We start from the raw sequence: 21,754 nt of genomic DNA, 5'->3' as shown, positions 1-21,754 counted from the left end.
AGTCACGGGTACTGATCAGGCAGCATATTCCGGTTTGGAAAGGCATCGGCCACCACGGCTTTTTACAACATGAAGTAAAGAGCTCATCGGCAATGAAGAGCGCTTTGCTTCTTCGCTCATGGTTTTTGGAAGCGCACGAAAGTACGCATTCTTTTTCTGGAAAAAACTTCAGGCAAAAAGCGTGCAATTCATAAAATCACCTTTCCCATAAAAACTTATTGGCACAGATCAATAAAATGTGAGGTTGCGAGAATGGAGGTCAGAAAAGAGAGATGCCTCTTTGTGTACCCAATACTGGCGTAAAAACAGGCAATTCTTGAACCATTGAACTATCTTTGGACAGTTATCGTACTTCGCGAGCCGTTTAGAGGTGCATACTCATGGCATCATCCTGGGTACTGGTTGCTGATAACAGCCAAGCCAAGGTCTATCGTTTTGACCGACATAAGAGAGAACTTGATCTGGTTGACCATATTGATCATGAAGAAGGCCGATGGAAAAAGCATGAGTTTGTGACGGCAGGTCCCGGTCATTCGGTCACATCATCCATTGGCGGTAATGTCCGTATGGTGGGCACGGATAACTCGCCCAAAGTCAATGAGTCTGTCAACTTCGCCCATATGCTGGCCAAGTCAATTAACCATGCCCATGACCTGCACCAGTTTGAGACCCTGCGTGTTTGTGCGCCTCCAAAACTACTGGGTGAAATACTGCCTCTGGTAGAGAAACATGTGCCATTGGGAGATCACATCAATAAAGACCTGGTTCATGAGAGCTCAGAGCAGTTACTTGAGCGTCTTACCGAGCTCCATTAAGTGCCTGATGATTTGAGTGCTCAGTGCTGGTGGGTTTTTATTTATAGTCGGGGTTGTTATGATATCGGTATAGAGAACTGGAAGAGCTGGATATTGAGTTTCAAGAGGCAGAAAGTGCCTGGCTGGAAGCAAAAGATGATGAAGGCCTTTCAGAACACGATAAGCAAGAGTATTTGAGTAAATTGCACCATTGTCTTGAGAAACGTAAAGCGCATATCACCAAGCACTGGCATGACCCCGCTTATTACGATAAGGGTCATTTAACGGTCGACTAGCATCGATTCAATACCAGATTGTTGTTTATCAGGAGCGTGAAATGAGGCAGTACCTTATCCCGTTTGTTCTGTTAACTGTTCTCCTGACAGGTTGTGCCGCCAAGCCTGAAGTGAGCTGGGACTACAACCATCAGATTAACTGGCCATCCATGACAACATGGGCATGGTTCCAGCCAGGAAGGGATAAGGATAACCGGATCATGAGCCTGATGGCTCAACGAGTTCACTTGCAGGTTTCACAGGATCTGGCTGCAAAAGGGCTGCAGGAAGTACCCGCTCAACAGGCAGGCATGTGGCTGAGCTGGGGCTTTACAGAAAAGTCCAAACTGGAGGGTACTTCATATAACAATGGCTTCTACTATGGCCCTTACCCATGGATGATGACCAACTGGCCCTCTGAAGTTGTGGTAAACAGTTATGAGGTAGGACGCCTGACGTTGAATGTTATTGACCCTGCCAATAATCATGTGATCTGGCAGGGTATTGCCAGTCAACGACTGACGTCGGATATGTCACCCGAAGAGCAGAGAGAGTACATTACAAAGTCGGTTAACAGTCTTCTGGAAAAATTCCCGCCACCTGTTAACTACATCCCGCAGAATTAGCAGCAATAATCGATGTATCTGGTTTAACCACAAATAGCCCTGAGAGAAAAAGTACAGAAACGCAAAGCGTGCTTGGTTCAATCTTTGTGTTTCTGTGTCTCTCTTATGGATCTCTGATTAACGATAAGCGCTGAAAATTTCTTCAACGGTACCGTCACTGTTCATGGTATCCAGGGCGGATTGCAAACGTTTGACTACTTCATCTGGGACAGAAGGGTTGAGAGCCAGATAGTCATTGGTAGAACCAACTTCAAAAACTGGTTTGATGGTTGGAATGCTTTCTTTCTGGGCATAATAGTAACCACTGAATTCTCCGGTAACCCAGAGGTCAATCTGGCCTCGAGCCAGTTTGCGGGCATTGGCGTCTTCTTTGAGGCTCTCTTCAAACTGGATGCTTTCTTTCTTCAGCAGGCTGGTAACAGCATGGCCTTTCACACTCGCCACCTTGTACTTGTTGAGATCATTTAAGCTCTTGATGGAAATTTTGCTGTTGGCAAGAGCAAATACCTTGTACTTGTTCTCAATGAGAGGCCCAACCCATTTGAACTTGTCTTCACGTTCTGGCAGCCGCGCTGTTGAGAAGACGGCAAAGTCTTTACCGTTCACCGCCAGTCCATACACTTTGCTCCATGGAAATCTCAGGGTCATGGTGTAATCGACATCTGCACGGCTGAGCATTTCACGAACGATATCCGTGGCAATACCATCAATCTCGGCATCCCTGGCAAAGTTCTTGTCGGCAATGCTCATATTAAAAGGAGGGTAGTTTTCAGTGAGAACGGTCAGTTTGAAGTTCTCAAGTGAGGTAGTTGCCATGGTGTCGTTAGCGGAGAATCCTGCTATCAAAACCAGAGCGGATAAAAAAAGTGGGCGAGTAAAGGACGATAGTCGCTTAAACATACTTCCGAAGCTCCATTGGGCTTTATTGTTATCGCGAGATTTGGGTAAAGTTCTGAGAGTCGGATATATACTTAATTAAAAACTATCGTGCAATAAATTGTCAGGCAATCAGTGATGAATGTATGGTTTTTTTCGGCAGTTATTGACATGGTGCAGATGTCATTGTTTCTTCAAACATAATTTTCCTTTACATGACATTGATGATCATAATCGTTGTGGACAGATACTGCCTCTAGAAAAATACCAGCAGGCGGGTTCGGACTTTTTACTTCTGTAATTTGATGCAGGTCATGTTTTTTACCATTTATTGATGCTGTTTTGTCTGTTGGAATTTGATCCTGATCATTTATGTTCTTCAGCTGCAAAAAACGGATATCTGTGCTCCGATTTTATTGATTTGCGTCACTTTTTATTGATGGGTGCTCGCTGACACATATCAAGCCGGTCTCGTGCTCATTTGGGTAGCCTTGCTGCGCTAACTCATTCAAACTCGAGGCACAGGCTCCTCATGCTTCTTAAAACCAAACTGTTTGGAAAGGTATACAGCTTTTCCAGCATTAAAGAAGTACTCGCCAAGGCCAACGAAAAGCGTTCTGGCGACGTACTGGCGGGCATAGCCGCCGAATCAATTACTGAGATGGTAGCGGCTAAGGACGTCCTGTCCCGAATGTTGCTGTCTGATCTCCGCAATAATCCGGTCGTTCCTTATGAAGACGACGAAGTTACACGGATTATTCAGGATGATGTCAACGAAACCATCTACAACGAAATTAAAAACTGGTCTGTCGGTGAACTGCGCGAATGGCTGCTTTCTTATGAAGCCCAGAGTAGTGATATCCGTCGCATCAGTCGTGGTCTGACCTCGGAAATGATCGCTGCCGTTGCCAAGCTAATGACCAATGGCGACCTGATTTACGCAGCGAGCAAGATGGATGTGCTTGCCACCTGTAATACAACCATTGGTCGTCGTGGCACTCTGGCCGCCCGTCTTCAGCCTAACCACACCACTGATAACGTAGACGGTATCCGTATCTCTACGCTGGAAGGTCTTTCCTACGGTATTGGCGACGCGGTTATTGGTCTGAACCCAGTAGATGATACCACTGACAGTATCTATCGCTGTCTGCACCAGTTCGAAGAGATCAAGCAGAAGTTTGAGATCCCGACCCAGAACTGCGTACTGGCCCATGTACTGTCACAGATGGAAGCGGTTGAGCGCGGTGCGCCTGCCGACATGATCTTCCAGTCTATAGCCGGGTCTCAGAAAGGTAACGAAGCCTTTGGTTTTAATGCCGGTCATCTGGCAGAAGCCAACGACATGATGCTCAAGCAGGGTACCTGTACTGGCCCTAACGTTATGTACTTCGAAACCGGTCAGGGTTCTGAACTGTCTTCTGATGCTCACCACGGCGCAGATCAGGTCACCATGGAAGCCCGGTGCTACGGTTTTGCCCGTCGCTACAAGCCATTCCTGGTCAATACCGTAGTTGGTTTTATCGGTCCTGAGTACCTGTACGACGGTAAGCAGGTTATCCGTGCCGGTCTTGAAGATCACTTCATGGGCAAGCTGCACGGTCTGCCAATGGGTGTAGACGTTTGTTATACCAACCACATGAAGACCGACCAGAACGATAACGAATCCCTGATGACACTGCTGACTGCTGCTGGCTGTACCTACTTCATGGGTATTCCTGCCGGTGACGACATCATGCTGATGTACCAGACCAGCGGTTATCACGATGTGGCCACCATGCGTGAGCTATTCAATAAGCGCCCGATTCCAGAATTCGAAGCCTGGTGTGAGCGTATGGGCATTATGGAAAATGGCCGTCTGACTGCGAAAGCAGGCGACGCTTCTATTTTCCTGAAGTAATGAGGGCTCACCATGATTTCTGAAAATGATCTGAAAGACCTGATTGGCAAAGTCCTGAAGGAAATTGACCTTTCTGATGCCGGCAAGGAACAGGTTGTTCGCTCTGTCACCAGTCAGGTTGAAACCGCTGTCTCTAATGTTGATGACAGCGAGCTGTATGACATTACCGCTACTGAAATGTCTGACTTTTTCGCCGTAGAAAATGCGGAGAACAAGGCTGAGTACATGAAGCTCAAGGCCAAGACTCCAGCTCGTCTTGGCATTGGTAAGGCTGGTCCACGTTACAAGACGGAAACCATGTTGCGTTTTCGTGCTGACCATGCCGTTGCCATCGACTCTGTATTCAACGAAGTCGTTGAAGAGTTCGTTACTGAAGCCGGCCTGGTCGCCGTTTCCTCACGCTGTGAAGACAAAGACATGTACGTCACCCGTCCTGATCTGGGTCGTATGATCAGTGATGAGGGTGTGGCCAAAATTCAGTCTGAGTGTCGCAAGGGTGCGGATGTTCAGATTGTGATTGCTGACGGTCTGTCCTCCAGTGCCATTACCGCCAACCTGAAAAACATCCTGCCTGCAATGAAGCAGGGTCTGGAAGGTTATGGCCTGAGTGTTGGTGACACCGTATTCATCAAGTTTGGCCGTGTGGGTGCCATGGATCATCTGACTGATCTGACCAACAGCAAGGTAACGGTCATGCTGGTGGGTGAGCGTCCAGGTCTGGCTACGGGTGAATCCATGGGTGCCTACATCACCTATGAAGGCACAGTGGGCATGGCCGAAGCAGGCCGTACCGTAATCTCCAATATCCATCGTCGCGGAACCCCTGCTGCTGAAGCGGGTGCGCACATTGCCAACATCGTTAAGAAGATGTTTGAGCAGAAGTGCAGCGGTGTTGGTTTCCGTTTCTGATCTTTGGGTATAGAGGAGTAGAACAATGAAAGGTGATCGTCTGGGTGCCAGTGTACTGGCCGTAAAAATGATTCCCAACGTCGATGCAAAAATGGCTGAAAAGCTGGGTATGCCAAAAGGCTGGAAGAGTCTGGGTATCCTGACTGCTGACGCGGATGACGTGACCTACTGCGCACTGGATGAAGCGTGCAAGAACGCTGAAGTCAGTGTTGTTATGGGCAAGAGCTTCTATGGTGGTGCTGCCAACGCAAACAGCAAGCTGGCTGGTGAAGTCATCGGTATGCTGGCGGGTCCAAGTCCGGCCGAAGTTCGCAGTGGCCTGAATGTCGCCATCGACTTTATTGAAAATGAGTTTTCATTCTACAGCGCGAATGAAGACGACAGCATTGCCTATTTCGCCCAGTGCATTTCACGTACCGGTTCTTTCCTGTCCGGTCTGGCTGAAATTAATGAAGGTGAAGCGCTGGCTTACCTGATTGCACCGCCTCTGGAAGCCATGTACGCACTGGATGCAGCCATGAAGGCGGCGGATGTCCAGTTATGCCAGCTGTTTGAGCCTCCTTCAGAGACCAACTTTGGTGGCGCTCTGCTCACTGGTAGCCAGTCTGCCTGTAAAGCGGCCTGTGATGCTTTCGCCGATGCGGTGAAGTTTGTTGCAGATAACCCAAAGCACTTCTGATTGGCCTTTAAAAGTACACGATGGAGGGGCTGGCGATGAGAACACAAGAGGCAGCAGGGTTTATTGAAACATTTGGCTTCCTCCCGGCGGTGGAAGCGGCGGATGTCTGTCTGAAAACCGCCAATGTCAGCCTGGTCTCAAAGCAGAACTCCGGTGGTGGTTTGGTTACGATCATTATCCGGGGGGATGTCGGTGCCGTCAAAGCGGCTATTGAAGCCGGAACGATGGCAGCGGATCGTGTTGGCAAGGTGGTATCTACCCACGTGATTGCCCGACCAGTCACCGAGCTGAATGCTCTTCTGGCTGGAACGACCGAAAAAACGGCTACTGTCGTTTCGCAACCAGAAGCAGAATCACAGCCAGAAACTGTGGTTACTGAAGGGACGATGGAGACTAATGGTTCATCTGCACCAACGATGGATGAATTACAGGCTTTCAGAACCGTTGAATTGAGAAACATGGCCAGACAGTTATCTGACTTCCCAATGAGCAAACAGGAAATCAAGTTTGCCAAGAAGGATGCGCTGATTCAGGCGATGGTCGAATATCACCAGAGGGTGAAGTAAATTGGAACTGCTCGATAAAGACCTTGCTTCCATTCAGGAAGTAAGAAACCTGATCCGCCGGGCCAAAGAAGCCCAGAGAGTACTGGCTGATTACAGCCAGGCTCAGGTGGACGCTCTGGTCGAAGCAATGGCTCGTACCGGTGAAGCCAATGCCAGCCGTCTGGCTGAAATGGCGGTTGAAGAAACTGGCTTTGGTAAAGTTCAGGATAAGATCACCAAGAACATGATTGCCAGTAAGCATCTTGCTGAATCTGTTCGCTCCATGAGAACCATCGGCATCATTGCTGAAGACCCTGCAAAGAAAATGCAGGAAGTCGCTGTGCCTTACGGTGTGGTTGCTGGTCTTGTACCATCGACCAACCCAACGTCGACTGCGATTTATAAATCCATTATCTCTATCAAGGCAGGTAATGCGGTCATCATCAGCCCACACCCGTCGGCGCTGAAGTGCATCAGCGAAACCGTGCGCCTGCTGAGAGAAACGCTTCAGAGTCTGGGCGCACCTGCTGACCTGATCTCTGTAATGACTCAGCCAACGCTGGAAGGCACCAGTGAGCTGATGAAGAATGAAGGCACAGGCATCATTCTCGCCACTGGCGGTTCTGCCATGGTTAAGGCTGCTTACAGCTCTGGGAACCCTGCTCTGGGTGTTGGTCCGGGTAACGTACCGGCCTTTATTGAACGAACTGCAGATATCAAGAAAGCAGTGTCGTACATCCTGATGAGCAAGACATTCGATAACGGAACCGTCTGTGCATCTGAGCAGCATGTGGTTACTGAACATGTGATCGCAGATCAGGTTAAGGCAGAAATGATTGCCCAGGGCTGCTACTTCCTGAACGAGACAGAAACCGTTCGGGTTGAGAAAGTGATTGTTGGTCCAAGAGGCACACTGAACGCTCGTATCGTCGGTAAGCCTGCAGTAGAAATCGCTCGCATGGCTGGCCTGGAAATTCCAGCTGCTACTCGTGTGCTGGTGGCTGAACAGGGGCGTGAGTGCGTTGGTAAGCAACATCCATTCTCCTGGGAAAAGCTGTCGCCACTGCTCGGTTTCTACCGGACAAATGATGCTCATGAAGCCTGCGAACTTTGCCTTGAGTTACTGAATTACGAAGGTGCTGGTCACTCATTGGCGATTCACACTCAGAACAATGATCTGGTTCGTGAATTTGCCCTGAAAAAGCCGGTTTCCCGACTGGTGGTGAATACACCATCGACTCACGGTGCTGTCGGCGCAACCACTGGTCTTCCACCCGCCTTTACCCTGGGTTGTGGCAGTGTGGGTGGTTCAGCCACTTCAGACAACGTGACACCTCTGCATCTGTTTAACAAGCGCTATGTCGCCTATGGCATCTGTGAGCCAGAAGCTCAAGTTGCTCAGGCGCCTGCTGCAGTAACAGAACTGGATATTGAAGCAATCACCCGCATGGTGATTGAAAAGCTGAAAGCACTTTAAGTGCTTTCAGATGAAACATAACTTTTTAACGTATTAAAACGTCTCCCCCGGGAGACCATCAGGAGAAACAAATAATGGCTATCTCTAACGCTCTGGGCATGGTTGAAACTAAAGGTCTGGTTGCTGCTGTCGAAGCTGCTGACGCTATGGTTAAAGCTGCGAACGTGACTCTGGTTGGTAAAGAGAACATCGGTAGTGGTCTGGTAACCATCATGGTTCGTGGTGACGTTGGTGCTGTTAAAGCGGCTACTGATGCTGGCGCTGCGGCGGCTGAGCGTGTTGGTGAACTGGTTTCCGTACACGTTATCCCGCGTCCACACGGCGAAGTTGAAGTGATCCTGCCTCAGGCTAAAGGCGAGTAATTTTCTATTACTCACTGCAGAAGCATAAAGACGTGTAGAAAAGCGGTTTTCCCAGTCCTTGTGCTTCTGTACTTCAGCTTAACATTGGCTATTTGGTCAATGCCGATTGTGAGACATCGCTGTGAATACCCTCGTTAACGAACAACTCCTGAAAGAAATTATTGATCAGGTGATTGTTGAATGCACTGCACAGACTCTGTCGTCTTTAGAGGCTGAAAGCAGCAAGAAAGAAATCCCTGTTGAAACTTCTGCCCGCCATGTTCACCTGTGCCAGAAAGACGTAGAAGCGTTATTTGGTGCTGGTCACCAGTTGACCCCCGCTCGTGAACTCTCCCAGCCTGGTCAGTATCTGTGTGAAGAACGTGTCACCGTGATTGGCCCAAAGGGTACCTTTGAGAATGTAGCGGTACTTGGGCCAGCCCGCCCAGAAAGTCAGGTTGAAATTTCCCGCACTGATGCCCGTCAGTTGGGTGTTAATGCAGTATTGAAAGAGTCCGGAGATATTTCCGGTACCCCCGGAACATTCCTTTATTCCGGCAAAGGTATGGTACAGCTGGATAAGGGCGTCATTGTTGCCCGTAACCATATCCACATGACCACTGCCGATGCCCAACGTCTGGGAGTTCAGGACAAGCAGGAAGTGGATGTTCGGATTGAAACGGATCGTCCGGTTACCTTCCATCGAGTTCTGGTCAGGGTAAAAGACAGCTTTTCTCTGGCAATGCATATTGATTTTGATGAAGCCAATGCGGTTGGTCTACCGGCCAATGCAAAAGGTGAGTTAATAGCTTAACGGTAATAAACGACTATGTCTGAATTTAATCCTGAGCGCGTCAGCAAGCTGATCCAGAAAGTGGAGAATAGCCTGACACACACTGCACAGGTTACCGATGCTGACAAGCTGGTGGTGGGTGTAGATCTTGGTACTGCCTACATCGTTCTGGTGGTACTGGATCATCATGGTGAGCCAGTTGCCACGGAAATGCAGTTTGCCCAGGTGTTGAAGGATGGTCTGGTCGTTGATTACATCGGTGCGCTGAATATTGTCCGTCAGCTCAAGGAAAATCTGGAGACACGTCTGCAGGTCTCCCTGGAAAAAGCAGCCATTGCCATGCCTTCCAATACACCAGAGTCGGTCTGCAAAACTCACCGATATGTGGTGGAGGGAGCAGGCATGGACGTGGTGAATATGCTGGATGAGCCTACGGCTGCCAACCGGGTATTGGGTATCCGCAATGGTGCTGTGGTGGATATTGGTGGTGGGACAACCGGACTTTCTATTTTTAAAGACGGCGAAGTGATCTATACCGCAGACGAAGCGACCGGTGGCACGCATCTGTCACTTGTACTGGCGGGGCACTATAAAACCAGCTTTGAAGAAGCAGAAGAGCAGAAAAAAGATTCTGCGAACCATCGTGATGTGGTGGCCATTGTCCGTCCGGTGATTGAAAAGATGGGCTCGATTGTTCATCAGCACATTCAGGGCTACGACGTAAAGGATATTTATTTGGTAGGCGGTACAACCTGCCTGCCGGAGTTTGAGCAGATTGTGGAAAAGCAGACGGGCGTAACCACCTGGAAGCCGGAAAATCCGTTCCTGGTGACGCCACTGGGCATTGCAATCAGCGCATTAGAAGCAGAAAAGCTTTTGGCATCATAAAGCAAGGAAAACCGTAATGAATACCGATGCACTGGTTGAATTGATTGCCAAACGGGTGATGGAACAGCTGCTGGCTCTAGAGGGAACAAAAGAAGCCAGGAAAGCTCATCAGTCTGTGCTGGTGGTCGGGGACTGCGATAACCGACAACAGCTGGAGCTGGCTCTGGGTAATGAATACGTACTGTCGTTTACTGCTGATCGACAGAATGATGAACGTCCGCAACCGGCACGTCTGGAACCAGCAAAGTATGACCATATTATTCTGGCCAGCCTGTCCAACAGTCTGTTGTCAGCCCTGGCGATCGGTCTGGAACGGGGCAGTGAAGGCTGTGTGATTGTTGAGAGTCTGCTGCTGGGTAAAACAGTTCATATTCTGGAAGAGGGTATTGCCTATCGTCGTTTTCGTGATACGGCTAATCCTGCCTTTTACCAGGTTTTCCAGGATAAGGAAGCAACGCTTTGCTCTTTTGGTATGGCAGTAGTGACACTGGACAGCCTGTCTGATGCTCTGGCTGGTGTTGATACACCAGAAAAGCCAGAAACAGCTTCTGTTAATGAAGTGGTCTACCAGGTCAGTGCTCCGAAAGAAAGATCCTATATTGAGCCAAAGCTTGCAGATAAGGGTGTTTTTAACCTTGAGCAGCGAGTTGTTGGGGAAAAGGATCTTCGGGCCTGTTATGAGCAGGGATATCGGAAAATCAGGCTTCAGGAAAGAGCTCTGATCACTCCGTTGGCAAAAGATTTTCTTCGAACAAAACAAGACCTGATACTGGCATAGCAGTGAAAGGACTTTGATGCTGAAAGAGTCTCGCTAGACTGATGATAGTGAGGCTTTTTTGCTTTGTTCAAAGGCTTCTTGAGTAATCAGTTTAATCTTAGGCTCAATCAATGTTTTTAGCCTATCCAGTGCTTTAGCGCCTCTTCTATCATCAAGCCGGTCCGCTGTATTTCTGAATTGTGAAGCCTCTTCAGTTAAACCCTCTTCTACGAGGATATGAGCATAGGCACTGAGGAATGCCGCCATATCTCTAGCTTGATATTTATAAATCTCAGGGTCTGTTGAAGCTTTGCTCTTTTCAAATGGCTCGATAAACATGGATAAAATCATTCTTACTAAAGTTCTTTGCTGCTGATTTGACTTTGGCACATTCCAAGTGGGTTTTCTGCCCAACGCAATTTGAAGTCCTCTAAGCAGATCTTCTTTGGCTTTTGGGTGTTCATTTTGCTCGAAATGCCACCATCCGGAGCTATGCCGGAGCCATAAATCATCAGGGGAATCATAAAGTGCTTCTTTAAATTTATCAGAAATATCCTTTTCAGTTATCGTTGATCTTGAGTCATATTTATATTCTCGAATCATTGATTGTGCTTGATAGTAATGATCCTCTGCACTCTGGAATGGTTGCTCTGGCTTTCTTGTTTTTGGTTTAACAGCCATTGGCATTACAGGTGCATTGCTTTCAACTTGGCTCGGTTCTTTGCTGGCAGCATCTGCCTCTTTGAGAGTCGGTATTCTCTCTTCAGCGTCTTCTTGTGTTTGAGTTTCGGCTCGATCTCGCTGTTGAGCTTTAAGTTTCTGAGCATTTCTTGCTGAGGCAGCTTTTTCCTCTCGGTCATACTCTTCTGCCAATAACCCCCAGTAGGCTGCTTCCCTGACGCAGTGATGCTGGTTGTAAAAGTGTTCAGCAGCAAATGCCGTTGCTGCTGCAAGCTTAAAGTCTTTGAGTTCAATAAATAGATCCAACAGCTCTTTGTATACGGGTACCCCTTTGCTGACAAGGCTTTTATAAAACCATAAGGCAGCATCCATTTCTTTTTTCAGTTTCGATAAGCGTGCCAGGTAATAATTTGCCAGCGTTGGTGATAAGTCCTTTATCTGCCTAATGGCATCCATTGCCAGATCGGCATTACCACGATGAATATGCATATGCGCGGATATGCAAGGGAGAATGACTAAATCAAACATTTCATTGGGATTCTTGCAGCTATCCAAAGCTTCTTTGCAGCGATTAAACAGCTCACGGGTCCTTTTACCTGAGTTTGATTTCAAGTCAACCAAGCCATCAAGGAGGTGCCTGTATTCAGGGAAGTCTTCATAGAATTCCTCTGATTTTTCACTTTTGCATTGGAGGCATTCCATAATACATGCAAATGCTTTTTCAGGGCTGAAATGTGGTTTCAGATCATGTTCCATTGAGCCATGAAGTATTCTTGATAAATATATAGTCGCAAGAAAAAGAGCATCTTTTGTGTAGCTTTGTTCGGGGTATCTTCTAATCAAAAGTTCCAGACCAGAGGTGACTTCTGTCCAGTACCCTAATTTTACTGAAATAGATATCTTTTCCCTCAACGCTTTTGACTCAATACCAGGGAGAAAAGAGTGTCGGGTTTTCAGTTTTCCAATGATACGAATTAGCTCATTAACATCGCACAGGGCTTGTTCAAGTTGGCCACTTCGGTTTTTCTCCTTAACTAGCTTGAGCCATTGTTCATCTAATAAGAGTCTGGTGCAAAAGCCTACAGTCATGTCCATGGCTTTCTTACTGTTTCTGCTTTCTACTTTTTGAACTTCTCTACAGGCGTGGCTCATTGCTTTAGCCTTGCCTTTTCTTTTCTCTTTTCCAGATAAACCACTCTTACCGATGAGGTCTTCCAGTTCCATCATTGCCTTGAACTGAAAAGGGATTTCTGGCTCATATTGTTCTTCCAGGCACTTAAAAAACTCAGGGTCTTCTTGTCTAAGCCGGTCTATTTCCTCGTTACTGAGTTTCTTTTCTGCCTGAGTGAAATGGCGTTTCTTATCAAAGTAAAGGAGTGCTGCTCCCAGTGTGGCTAGATCTTTATCTACGGTTACTTGTGGTTCTGTTAGAGGAGGTTGGGATATTGCAGATACTTTTCGGTGGGCTATTGGTGAGTTACCCGTAGCTAGGGAAGGTGACAGTTTTTGTTTGCTTCCCGACTTCTTCTGAGCTTGATTTTTCAACAGAGAAACCGCTGGATTATTTGATCTGGAGGGGCTTGGAGACGCTGCATCGGTGTTCATGAGAATACGTAATACTTAAGTTCCATAACAGTGTGACAATAATGCACTTATTAAGTTCATTGCTCTTTATCTTATTGATACAGGTCAATAATTGATAATGCCCTGATATTGACCTGACACAGGGGCTCCCAGGCTCACAAACGATATTATCTGTTCACTTTTTGTTAACCCTGTTTTGTGAGGTTCGTGCTCTGCGGCCTCACCTTCTTTTTTATCACTATTCCGGAAAGACCATGGATCTCGTTGAACTTGTCCGACAGGCCGGAGTGGTCGGTGCCGGTGGTGCCGGTTTTCCTACCCACGTCAAATTAAACGCTGAAGCTGAATACCTGATAATCAATGCCGCAGAGTGTGAGCCTTTGCTGCAGACCGATCAGTTTCTGATGCGGGAAAGAACCGCTGAACTGATAGGCGGTATCCTTCTGACCAAAGCACAGGTTAAGGCACGTAAAGCAGTTATCGCAGTTAAGGGGAAATACGCCCGCGAAGTTGCCTGTCTGAAGGAAACCGTTGCCCGCCTGGAAGCAGACGTTGAAATTCATGATCTGCAGAATTTCTATCCTGCGGGTGACGAACAGATGACTGTATTCGAAGTCACTGGTCGTTCAGTTCCACCTGGCGGTATTCCACTCAATGTTGGCTGTGTGGTCTCCAATGTGATGACCATGATCAATGTGTTCGAAGCCAGCCAGGGGCATCCGGTAACGGATAAATACGTTTCTGTTCTGGGCGAAGTCAAAGAACCCAGGCTGATCAGGGTTCCTCTGGGTACACCTTTTGAAGATTGCCTTGAGGCAGCTGGCGGTACCACCATCAGTGATTACTGCATTATCCGTGGTGGCCCTATGATGGGCGGTATGATCAATAAAAATCAGCTGCCGGGGATGACCATTACCAAAACTGATGGTGCATTGATCGTTATCCCGGCAGATCATTATCTGGTTACCCGGGCGACTGAAACGGAAACCCAGATCCTGAACCGTGCCAGAGCCTGCATTCAGTGCGGCTTTTGTACGGAACAGTGCCCACGATACCTGATCGGTCATCCTCTCCACCCGCACAAGATGATGAAAGCGGTGAAGTATGCCGAGGAGATTAATGAAAGCCATCAGGAAGCGCTGCTCTGCTGCGGCTGTGGGGTCTGTGAAATGTACTCCTGTCCGATGGGCATTTCTCCCCGCAAGGTGAACTTCTACATTGCCGGTAAACTGCGTGAGAAGGGTATCCGCTATCAGCACGACGGCAGCGACATCATTGCCCGTGATGGTCGTGAGTTCAGGAAAGTGCCTCCTGCCAGACTGATTTCACGTCTGGATTTGAACGACTATGACCATCAGCCAATGCATGATTTCCGTGAAGTGGTGATGGAGAAAGTCAGTGTGTCACTTCGTCAGCATATTGGTGCCAGCAGCCAGCCTGTGGTGAGTGTTGGTGATCGGGTAGTTAAAGGGCAGTTAATCGGTGCAACACCTGAAGGGCAGTTAGGCTCGATGATTCATGCCAGCATGGATGGACAGGTCGTTGATGTTAATGAGCGTCAGGTGGTTATTGCCCGGGGATAAACAGAATGAGTAAAGCATTAGGTCTGCTGGAGTTCACCAGCATTGCAAAGGGTATGGAAGCCGCAGACGCCATGACCAAGGCTGCGGATATCCGCCTGGAAGAAGCCAAAACCATTTGCCCTGGCAAATATCTGATCATTGTTTCCGGTGATGTAGCGGCCGTCAGGGCTTCAGTTGAAGCCGGTGAAGAGGTGGGTCGCCAGACGATTGTCGATCGTCTGTTGATTGCCAATATCCATGATGAACTGCTGGCAGGACTCAGTGGTTCTAACGACATCAGTCAGGTAAATTCGGTTGGCGTTATTGAGTTCTTTAGTGTTGCCTCTGCAGTGATTGCTGCTGATGCTGCTGCCAAGGCTGCTGACGTTAAAATGATTGAAGTACGTCTGGCCATGGCCATTGGTGGTAAGTCATTTATCGTGATGACCGGTGAGCTCTCTGCCGTGAATGCGGCGGTTGATGCTGGTGTGATGGCTGCCAGGGATGCCGGTATGCTGATTGGCAAGACCGTGATACCGTCACCCACCAAAGAGTTCTTCCAGAAGCTGCTTTAAACAACAGTTTAAAGTGATACAGCAAAGCCCATTTACCTTTGGCAAGTGGGCTTTTTAATATCCAGTCCGGCACATCAATATTGAGGTCATGAGAATGTCCCGCAAGTTCATTGATCAGATGCAGTATTCAGTAGACGTTAGTGATAAGCCTGTGAGGATTGTCTCTCTGGTTCCATCAATGACAGAACTGTTGTTTGATCTCGGTCTGGAAGACCGGATTGTTGGCGTAACACGTTACTGTGTTCACCCGAAGCGGGCTCGTAAAGAAAAAGCGGTCATTGGTGGCCCAAAGACGTTTGATTTTGAAGCTATTGATGCCTTGCAGCCGGATCTAATCCTCGGTAACAAGGAAGAGAACTACAAAGAGGGCATTGAGCAACTCCGGCAGAAATACCCAACATGGCTTTGTGATATTCATAATCTGGATGATGCTCTGGCCATGATTACTTCAGTGGGTCAGTTAACAAACACAGAAGACAAAGCCAACGCCATCGTCAGTGACATCAGAACCAAAATGTCACGGTTAAGTTCGGGAAAGACACTTCGTGTGGCTTATTTTATCTGGCGAAAACCCTATCGCGTTGCAGCAGGTAATACGTTTATCAATGAGATGCTGAAGCTTTGTGGTATGGAGAATGTATTTGCGGATCTGGATCGTTACCCAGAGGTGACCATTGAGCAGTTAAAAGCAGAAAAGCCGGATCTACTGCTCTTATCTTCTGAGCCTTATCCATTTAAAGATAAGCATTGTCAGGAGTTTGCAGAGCTGGGTGTTGTAGCCAGGGCCAAACTTGTTGATGGTGAAATGTTTTGCTGGACAGGAAGTCGGTTAAAGTTGGCTGCAGACTATTTTGCCGGTTTACACTCCCGGTCTGGCATCAGTAAGTTATGAAAAAGTCTCATTCCCACGCAGAGCGTGGGAATGAGGTTTACGCTTTTTTGGCATCACAGGGCATTTTTGAAGATTTGCTCAATCTCTGCCTGAGTGCCTTGTCTGGGATTTGTTGCTGCACAAGCATCTTTCAATGCATTAATCGCCATCTCTGGAATATCTTCTGCTTTAACGCCCTGTTCTGTAAGGCTGGATGGTACGCCAACTTCCAGCAATAGACGGCAAACTTCTTTTATACCGAGCACAGCTGCTTCCTGAGCGCCAAGCCCATAGACATCACAACCCAGATAGCGGGCAACATCCGAGAGCTTCTCGGCGGATACCGGCAGGTTGTAGGTCATGACATGGGGAAGAAGAATGGCATTACAAATCCCATGAGGCAGACCATATTTTCCCCCCAGCTGATGCGCCATGGCATGAACATAGCCAAGACCGCTGCTGTTAAAGGCCATACCTGCCATATATTGTGCATAAGCCATTTGCTCTCTGGCTTTTCGGTCAGTGCCATCTTTAACCGCACGAGGCAGGTATTGGGCAACTAACTTGATCGCCTTACTGGCGACAGCATCGGTGACAGGGCTTGCATTGGCGGACAGGAAGGCTTCAATGGCATGGGTCAGGGCATCCATCCCTGTTGCGGCAGTGAGACCAGCAGGCATGCCAAGCATCAGTTCCGGGTCATTAATGGCAATGGCAGGCGTTACATTCTGGTCAACGATGGCCATTTTGATATGGGTCTGCTCATTGGTGATGATGCAGAACCGGGTCATCTCGGAAGCAGTACCTGCTGTGGTGTTAATAGCGACCAGGGGCAGGCAGGGATTTGTGGACTTATCCACACCTTCGTAATCTTTGATTTCTCCACCATTGGTCGCCAGCAGGGCGATGGCTTTGGCGCAGTCATGTGGTGAACCACCACCCAGGGACACCACAGTATCGCACTGATGACGGTTGAGCATGGCCAGCCCTTCGCTGACATTGGCGGTGGTCGGGTTAGGCAGGGTACCGTCATAGATCACAGCATCAATGCCCTGGGCAACAAAGCGATCCGTGACCGAACTCACCAGACCTGTTTTATTCAGTACTGCATCGGTGACAACCAGCACCTTTTTACAATTAAGCGCCTTAAGCCGTTCAATGCCCTGGTTTAGACACCCAAAGCCCAGCAGACTCTGGCGGGGCATAATAAATTCGTGGCCAGCAGGTGATGCTGACAAAGGTGCTTCTGAGGCTGCTTGTTGCTGGGTCTGACTGACTATTTCATCACTGTTGCAATCAACGTTATCACGAACGATTTTGATGCCCAGGTCCCGTGCTTTATCCAAAGCTCCTGGTGACAGAATGAAACCGGGCTGTAGGTAGAGCTGATCCCCCTGACAGAATGACTGCAGGTTTGACTCTCTGATTAACTGCTTTTTCACAGTGTGGCCTTCAAATGTATGACTAAATCTTTTGCTTCTCTGACTGCTGCCAGAGCACCTCGCCACCGGACTGCCTGGCAACCACTCTGGCCAGTACAAACATCAGATCTGAAAGCCGGTTCAGATACTGCATCAGGGGAGGATTGATCGCTTCACCCGCTTCTTTAGCAGCAATCACTCTGCGCTCGGCCCTGCGGGAAATGGTTCTGACCATATGGCAGTAGCAGGCCAGCCGGGATCCACCGGGTAAGATAAAATTCTTCAGAGGTGGCAGGTTGTCGTTAAATTCATCCAGTGTTTTTTCAAGATCCGTAACAAAGGAAGCCTGGATTAACTGGTAGCCTGGCATGGCCAGTTCACCACCCAGGTCAAACAAGCGGTGCTGAATGCTCTCTAATGGCTTTTGAAGCCGGTGGCGCATGAGCTGAACTTCTTTCAGCTCACTGATCAGCAGCCCCATCCAGGTGTTCAGTTCGTCAACGGCTCCAATCGCTTCAATACGCTCATGGGTTTTTGATACACGTCTTTGGTCTCCCAATCCGGTCGTGCCTTTATCGCCGGTACGCGTGTAAATTTTGGACAGCCGATTGTGTTCCTGCTCAGACATCAGATGAACCTCAATAACCAAATACCAGTGTTTTCACGATAACGGGCAGGACTTTGCCGTCTGCCAGAGGCTTGCCAATATCGATATAGTCACCGTCTTTGACACTGATGCTGTCGATACAAATGACGTCTTTGCTGTATTTCAGCTTCGCTTCAATACTCTGTCCCAGCACTTTGCCAAAGTCTTCTTCGACAATCACAATCAGTGGCTGGGGTAATTGAATCATCACGTCCATGCCCTTGATGATGATATCAGCCAGCTCCTGAACGTACTGGAAATCCGGATTTCTGGGCCCTTTCAGTGCCAGGGCAACGTGTTGCGCGCCGGTTTCAAGGTCAAACCAGGACAGTTTTTCGTGGATGGTTTTTGCCAGTTCACTGGCTGGCAGCGCCTCATCTTTGAGGGAAAGTCTCAATGCCGGAACGTTTTTAATCGGAAAGACATCACGGGAAAAATTGATGGTGCTGCCACTGATATCCGTGGCATGAGAGCCTGCGCCAATTACCGTCGCACGAATGGTTTCCACTGCATCAAAAACAGAAATATGTTTAAACAACGACGATTGACGTATGGCTTTGCCCAGCAGTACACCTAAATCACCGTATTGATAGTCGGAAGCAGAAGGCTCCTGATCATAGATATGAACGGCAACGCCACCGGAGAAGCAGATCTGATCCAGACGGTAGTTACGATGCAGGTCACTGGTGCCACGACCGATAAGAAATGCCAGATCACCCGTTGCAGGCTTGAGACCCATGACCTCTTCGAGAATCTCCACCATTCGCTGAACGATCTGGTCAATCTGGTTTCGACTCAGCTGATCGCCGACCTTCACCGGCATGCCCATACGGCGGGTCATTTCCTGCCATTTTTCGGAAATGTAAGTAACTTCAGTGCCACCTTTCTCAAATTTTATCAGGCGGCCACCAATGTCCAGGCAGGTGGTATCAATAACTTCACCGACATCATAGGTAGCGATATTAGTGGTGCCCCCGCCAATATCGAGATTGGCTACGATACTGTTTCTTTCAAAGGACTGCTTCGCGGCACCGGCACCTTTACCGGAGATAATGCTTTCAAGATCCGGGCCTGCAGTAGCAACCACGAAATCACCGGCAAGAAGGCTTAATGCATCAGCAACCTGTCGTGCATTTTCCTTGCGGGCTGTCTCACCGGTGATGATGACTGCGCCGGTATCAATATCAGCGGCATTGACGCCAGCATTAATGAATTCCTGCTCCATCAGCTGCCGAACTTTATCGGCATCAATCATGGTTGGCGAAAGCAGTGGGGTGAAGTGAACCTGGCTTCGGTAAATAACCTGACGATCGACGATTTCCACTTTGGGAATCATGGCGCCCGGGGAGACGTTCTCCAGGAACATCCGGGTAAAGACCAGCTGAGTGGTTGAGGTACCAATATCAATGCCGGCACTGAGAATTTCTTCGCGCATGGCTGCTCCGGTTTAGAGGCATCTGCTTGAGTTTTTCTACGACTTGAAATGAGGTAATAGAAAAACTGAAACAGACGAAATGAAAAAGAGTGCTGTCAGCGAGCCGACAGCACTCAATGGGGATTAAGCGTGCTTGGCTTTCAGTGAGCCCTGCTTTTCAGCCATATCTCTGGTGACCAGAATGGCGATGATTACTGCAGTAACACCACCTACCAGCTTGCCAACGATCATGGCAGAGATCATTTCGCTGTTGACGGCGGCGGTATAACCCAGGTGGTCACCCAGGGCAAAAGAAGCACTGACGGCGAAGGCAACGTTGATGATTTTGCCGCGGTTGTCCATGTCCTTCATGATGTTGAACATGGCGATACTGTTAGCCAGAGTAGCTACCAGACCTGCAGCAGCGGTTTCACCCATGCCCATGGAACGGCCAACGGCCATCAGAGGTTTGTTGAACTTGGTGGTAATGAAGTGTACCAGTGGGAAGGCACCCGCCAGAACCATGGCAATGTGGCCAACGGTAGCAACACCATCAGAGAATGGAGCCATACCCGGAATAACGACGAAACCGGTCAGGGCTTCAATCACAGCGGCAGCCAGGGCGGCAGTGATCAGAATAACCACACCCTTACCGAAGACTTCAAAGCCACCGATCATTTTTTGTGGAGCCAGCTTCAGACCCAGGGCGATAGCAGCAGCAACGATAATGACCGGAATAAGGTTAACAACAATGGTACCGATACCCAGACCAGCGATCAGGCCGCCAACCAGCGCACCGACAGGTACGGTAGTCAAGCCGATCAATACACCGCGAGCCAGATACTGGGTATCTTCTTTAGCGATAATGCCCAGTGCAACGGGAATGGTGAATACGATGGTTGGGCCCATCATGGCACCGAGGATAAGGCCGGAGAAGTTGGCGATGTCCGGGTTTGTGGTCATCTCTTTGGCCAGTGGGTAGCCACCCATGTCGTTCGCCAGAAGTGTACCGGCAAACATGGCTGGGTCCGCACCCAGAGCGTTATAGATGGGCGCCAGAACCGGTGTCAGAACGGTGTTCAGTACGGGAGCCAGACAGATAACACCGATCATGGCCAGTGCCAGAGCACCCATGGCCATAAAGCCTTCTTCGAACTTTTCGCCGTAGCCCCAGCGATTACCCAGCATTTTATCCACGGCGCCCAGCACCATGAACCCCACCATGATATAGAGAATAATATCGTTGATACTCATGACTTCCTCGCAACTGCGATTGCTTTTGATTCTGAAATAGCAGCCGGAAGTTGGAGGACGAAGGTCATTTCCAGGCGGCGTATCAGTTGTGAGAAGGCTATCAGTGCAGGGAATGTATGATGATGACCTGACGCAAGTCAGTCACCACTCAATTAATTGACTTTAATCAATAAAACTTAATGGCTAAAAAGTCATGACTTACATCAATAGGAAGAGGTCGTTTAAGTGACCTGAAGAGACGTTTTGTTGAGCACTTTCTAGCTGATAAATTCAGTGGGGCGAATCATAGCAGCCGGAAGCTGAGAGTGTTGGCCGCCTTCTGCCGGTTGTTTCCGGGTTGAGTACCAGTTGGGGCAAGGCTATCAACAGAAATGAAGAATGATCATGATTTGGCGCAAGTCATCAGATGTTCATTTTAATGAAATCGGTCAATAAAAGGAGGAGGTTTCAGTCGCCTAATCAGGCATTTGTAGAATAACTTCCATTATCATTCTTCGATGTGCTATTTCATCTTTTGACATTAAAGGTGAGGCTAACTTTCCATCATCAGCTTTACTGCTCTTTTTCTCTTGCTCTCTATGAGAGGAAGTACACTGCATAAAGAGAGTTGCAAGGGAGTGGGTTCTCCGTTTACTGGAGAGACGAACTTCTGACTCTAACGTTTGTGCAACTGAAATGCCTTCTAATATTCCATATTCAGCTGACATGAGAATGTAATTTAATTTGTGTAAACGCTTGTCGTTAATACTCCAAAATGGAGAGTAACAATGAGCGTTGAAATCAACGAAAAACTGGTAGATCAAATAGCCAGTCAGATTAAAACTCAGGATGATCTTGCCGACTTCAGCCGTTTACTTATTAAGGCGACTGTTGAACGTGTTATGGCCGC

20 protein-coding genes are annotated in these 21,754 nt (G+C 48.4%); 14 read left to right on the top strand and 6 right to left on the bottom strand.

Annotation, left to right across the window (positions count from 1 at the left end; all coding sequences use genetic code 11):
* The first annotated feature begins 380 nt into the window (after window positions 1-380).
* Window positions 381-815, top strand: coding sequence for a host attachment protein (locus AK963_RS10245; RefSeq protein WP_066015352.1), 435 nt, complete (start codon window positions 381-383; stop codon window positions 813-815).
* A gap of 316 nt (window positions 816-1,131) precedes the next feature.
* The gene (locus tag AK963_RS10240; protein WP_066015351.1) at window positions 1,132-1,695 is read left to right on the top strand and encodes a DUF4136 domain-containing protein; all 564 of its coding nucleotides are present in this window, start codon (window positions 1,132-1,134) and stop codon (window positions 1,693-1,695) included.
* Window positions 1,696-1,812: 117 nt separating this feature from the next.
* Here the strand turns inward: AK963_RS10240 and AK963_RS10235 are convergent, their stop codons facing one another.
* On the bottom strand, window positions 1,813-2,595 hold the full coding sequence (locus AK963_RS10235) for a substrate-binding periplasmic protein (RefSeq protein ID WP_066015350.1): 783 nt from the start codon (window positions 2,593-2,595) through the stop codon (window positions 1,813-1,815).
* 508 nt (window positions 2,596-3,103) lie between these two features.
* Between AK963_RS10235 and AK963_RS10225 the strand changes: the two genes are divergently transcribed.
* The 9 genes from AK963_RS10225 (at window position 3,104) to AK963_RS10185 (ending at window position 10,878) form a co-directional block, all read left to right on the top strand.
* Window positions 3,104-4,468: an ethanolamine ammonia-lyase subunit EutB gene (locus AK963_RS10225; RefSeq protein ID WP_066015348.1), complete on the top strand. Its 1,365-nt coding sequence runs from the start codon at window positions 3,104-3,106 to the stop codon at window positions 4,466-4,468.
* Between the two features lie 12 nt (window positions 4,469-4,480).
* Complete coding sequence (gene eutC / locus AK963_RS10220) at window positions 4,481-5,377, top strand: ethanolamine ammonia-lyase subunit EutC (protein ID WP_066015347.1); 897 nt, start codon at window positions 4,481-4,483, stop codon at window positions 5,375-5,377.
* A gap of 25 nt (window positions 5,378-5,402) precedes the next feature.
* The gene (gene eutL, locus AK963_RS10215; RefSeq protein ID WP_020582524.1) at window positions 5,403-6,056 is read left to right on the top strand and encodes an ethanolamine utilization microcompartment protein EutL; all 654 of its coding nucleotides are present in this window, start codon (window positions 5,403-5,405) and stop codon (window positions 6,054-6,056) included.
* A gap of 35 nt (window positions 6,057-6,091) precedes the next feature.
* Entirely contained in the window at window positions 6,092-6,622 is a 531-nt protein-coding gene (locus AK963_RS37025) for a BMC domain-containing protein (protein WP_066015346.1), read from the top strand.
* 1 nt (window position 6,623) lies between these two features.
* Entirely contained in the window at window positions 6,624-8,078 is a 1,455-nt protein-coding gene (locus AK963_RS10205; RefSeq protein ID WP_066015345.1) for an acetaldehyde dehydrogenase (acetylating), read from the top strand.
* Window positions 8,079-8,152: 74 nt separating this feature from the next.
* Window positions 8,153-8,440, top strand: coding sequence for an ethanolamine utilization microcompartment protein EutM (gene eutM / locus AK963_RS10200; protein ID WP_020582521.1), 288 nt, complete (start codon window positions 8,153-8,155; stop codon window positions 8,438-8,440).
* A gap of 121 nt (window positions 8,441-8,561) precedes the next feature.
* Entirely contained in the window at window positions 8,562-9,233 is a 672-nt protein-coding gene (gene pduL, locus AK963_RS10195; protein ID WP_083232570.1) for a phosphate propanoyltransferase, read from the top strand.
* A 15-nt stretch (window positions 9,234-9,248) separates the two neighbouring features.
* The gene (eutJ, locus tag AK963_RS10190; RefSeq protein WP_066015344.1) at window positions 9,249-10,100 is read left to right on the top strand and encodes an ethanolamine utilization protein EutJ; all 852 of its coding nucleotides are present in this window, start codon (window positions 9,249-9,251) and stop codon (window positions 10,098-10,100) included.
* A gap of 16 nt (window positions 10,101-10,116) precedes the next feature.
* Window positions 10,117-10,878: a hypothetical protein gene (locus AK963_RS10185; protein WP_066015343.1), complete on the top strand. Its 762-nt coding sequence runs from the start codon at window positions 10,117-10,119 to the stop codon at window positions 10,876-10,878.
* A gap of 33 nt (window positions 10,879-10,911) precedes the next feature.
* Here the strand turns inward: AK963_RS10185 and AK963_RS10180 are convergent, their stop codons facing one another.
* Entirely contained in the window at window positions 10,912-13,143 is a 2,232-nt protein-coding gene (locus tag AK963_RS10180) for a hypothetical protein (RefSeq protein WP_066015342.1), read from the bottom strand.
* A gap of 233 nt (window positions 13,144-13,376) precedes the next feature.
* Here AK963_RS10180 and AK963_RS10175 point away from each other — a divergent pair, with 233 nt between their 5' ends.
* The 3 genes from AK963_RS10175 to AK963_RS10165 all read left to right on the top strand — a co-directional run bounded on the left by AK963_RS10175 (window position 13,377) and on the right by AK963_RS10165 (window position 16,151).
* Window positions 13,377-14,705 carry a 4Fe-4S dicluster domain-containing protein gene (locus tag AK963_RS10175; protein WP_066015341.1) on the top strand — a complete coding sequence of 443 codons (1,329 nt, stop codon included), beginning with the start codon at window positions 13,377-13,379 and terminating at the stop codon, window positions 14,703-14,705.
* A gap of 5 nt (window positions 14,706-14,710) precedes the next feature.
* Entirely contained in the window at window positions 14,711-15,259 is a 549-nt protein-coding gene (locus AK963_RS10170) for a BMC domain-containing protein (protein ID WP_066015340.1), read from the top strand.
* 94 nt (window positions 15,260-15,353) lie between these two features.
* The gene (locus tag AK963_RS10165; RefSeq protein WP_066015339.1) at window positions 15,354-16,151 is read left to right on the top strand and encodes an ABC transporter substrate-binding protein; all 798 of its coding nucleotides are present in this window, start codon (window positions 15,354-15,356) and stop codon (window positions 16,149-16,151) included.
* A gap of 53 nt (window positions 16,152-16,204) precedes the next feature.
* Here AK963_RS10165 and AK963_RS10160 read toward each other — a convergent pair whose 3' ends face one another.
* The 4 genes from AK963_RS10160 to eutH all read right to left on the bottom strand — a co-directional run bounded on the left by AK963_RS10160 (window position 16,205) and on the right by eutH (window position 20,865).
* Window positions 16,205-17,572: an iron-containing alcohol dehydrogenase gene (locus AK963_RS10160; RefSeq protein ID WP_139117345.1), complete on the bottom strand. Its 1,368-nt coding sequence runs from the start codon at window positions 17,570-17,572 to the stop codon at window positions 16,205-16,207.
* Window positions 17,573-17,594: 22 nt separating this feature from the next.
* Window positions 17,595-18,179: a cob(I)yrinic acid a,c-diamide adenosyltransferase gene (locus AK963_RS10155; protein WP_066015358.1), complete on the bottom strand. Its 585-nt coding sequence runs from the start codon at window positions 18,177-18,179 to the stop codon at window positions 17,595-17,597.
* A 10-nt stretch (window positions 18,180-18,189) separates the two neighbouring features.
* A complete protein-coding gene (gene eutA / locus AK963_RS10150) occupies window positions 18,190-19,632 on the bottom strand; it encodes an ethanolamine ammonia-lyase reactivating factor EutA (protein WP_066015338.1) in 1,443 nt (480 codons plus the stop codon).
* Between the two features lie 123 nt (window positions 19,633-19,755).
* Window positions 19,756-20,865, bottom strand: coding sequence for an ethanolamine utilization protein EutH (gene eutH, locus AK963_RS10145; protein ID WP_020582508.1), 1,110 nt, complete (start codon window positions 20,863-20,865; stop codon window positions 19,756-19,758).
* Window positions 20,866-21,754 lie beyond the last annotated feature (889 nt).

The sequence above is a fragment of the Endozoicomonas atrinae genome (genome assembly GCF_001647025.1).
GTDB lineage: Bacteria > Pseudomonadota > Gammaproteobacteria > Pseudomonadales > Endozoicomonadaceae > Endozoicomonas > Endozoicomonas atrinae.
Note: the sequence above shows the minus strand (reverse complement) of the source record. Positions and strands in the feature narration are given on the sequence as shown.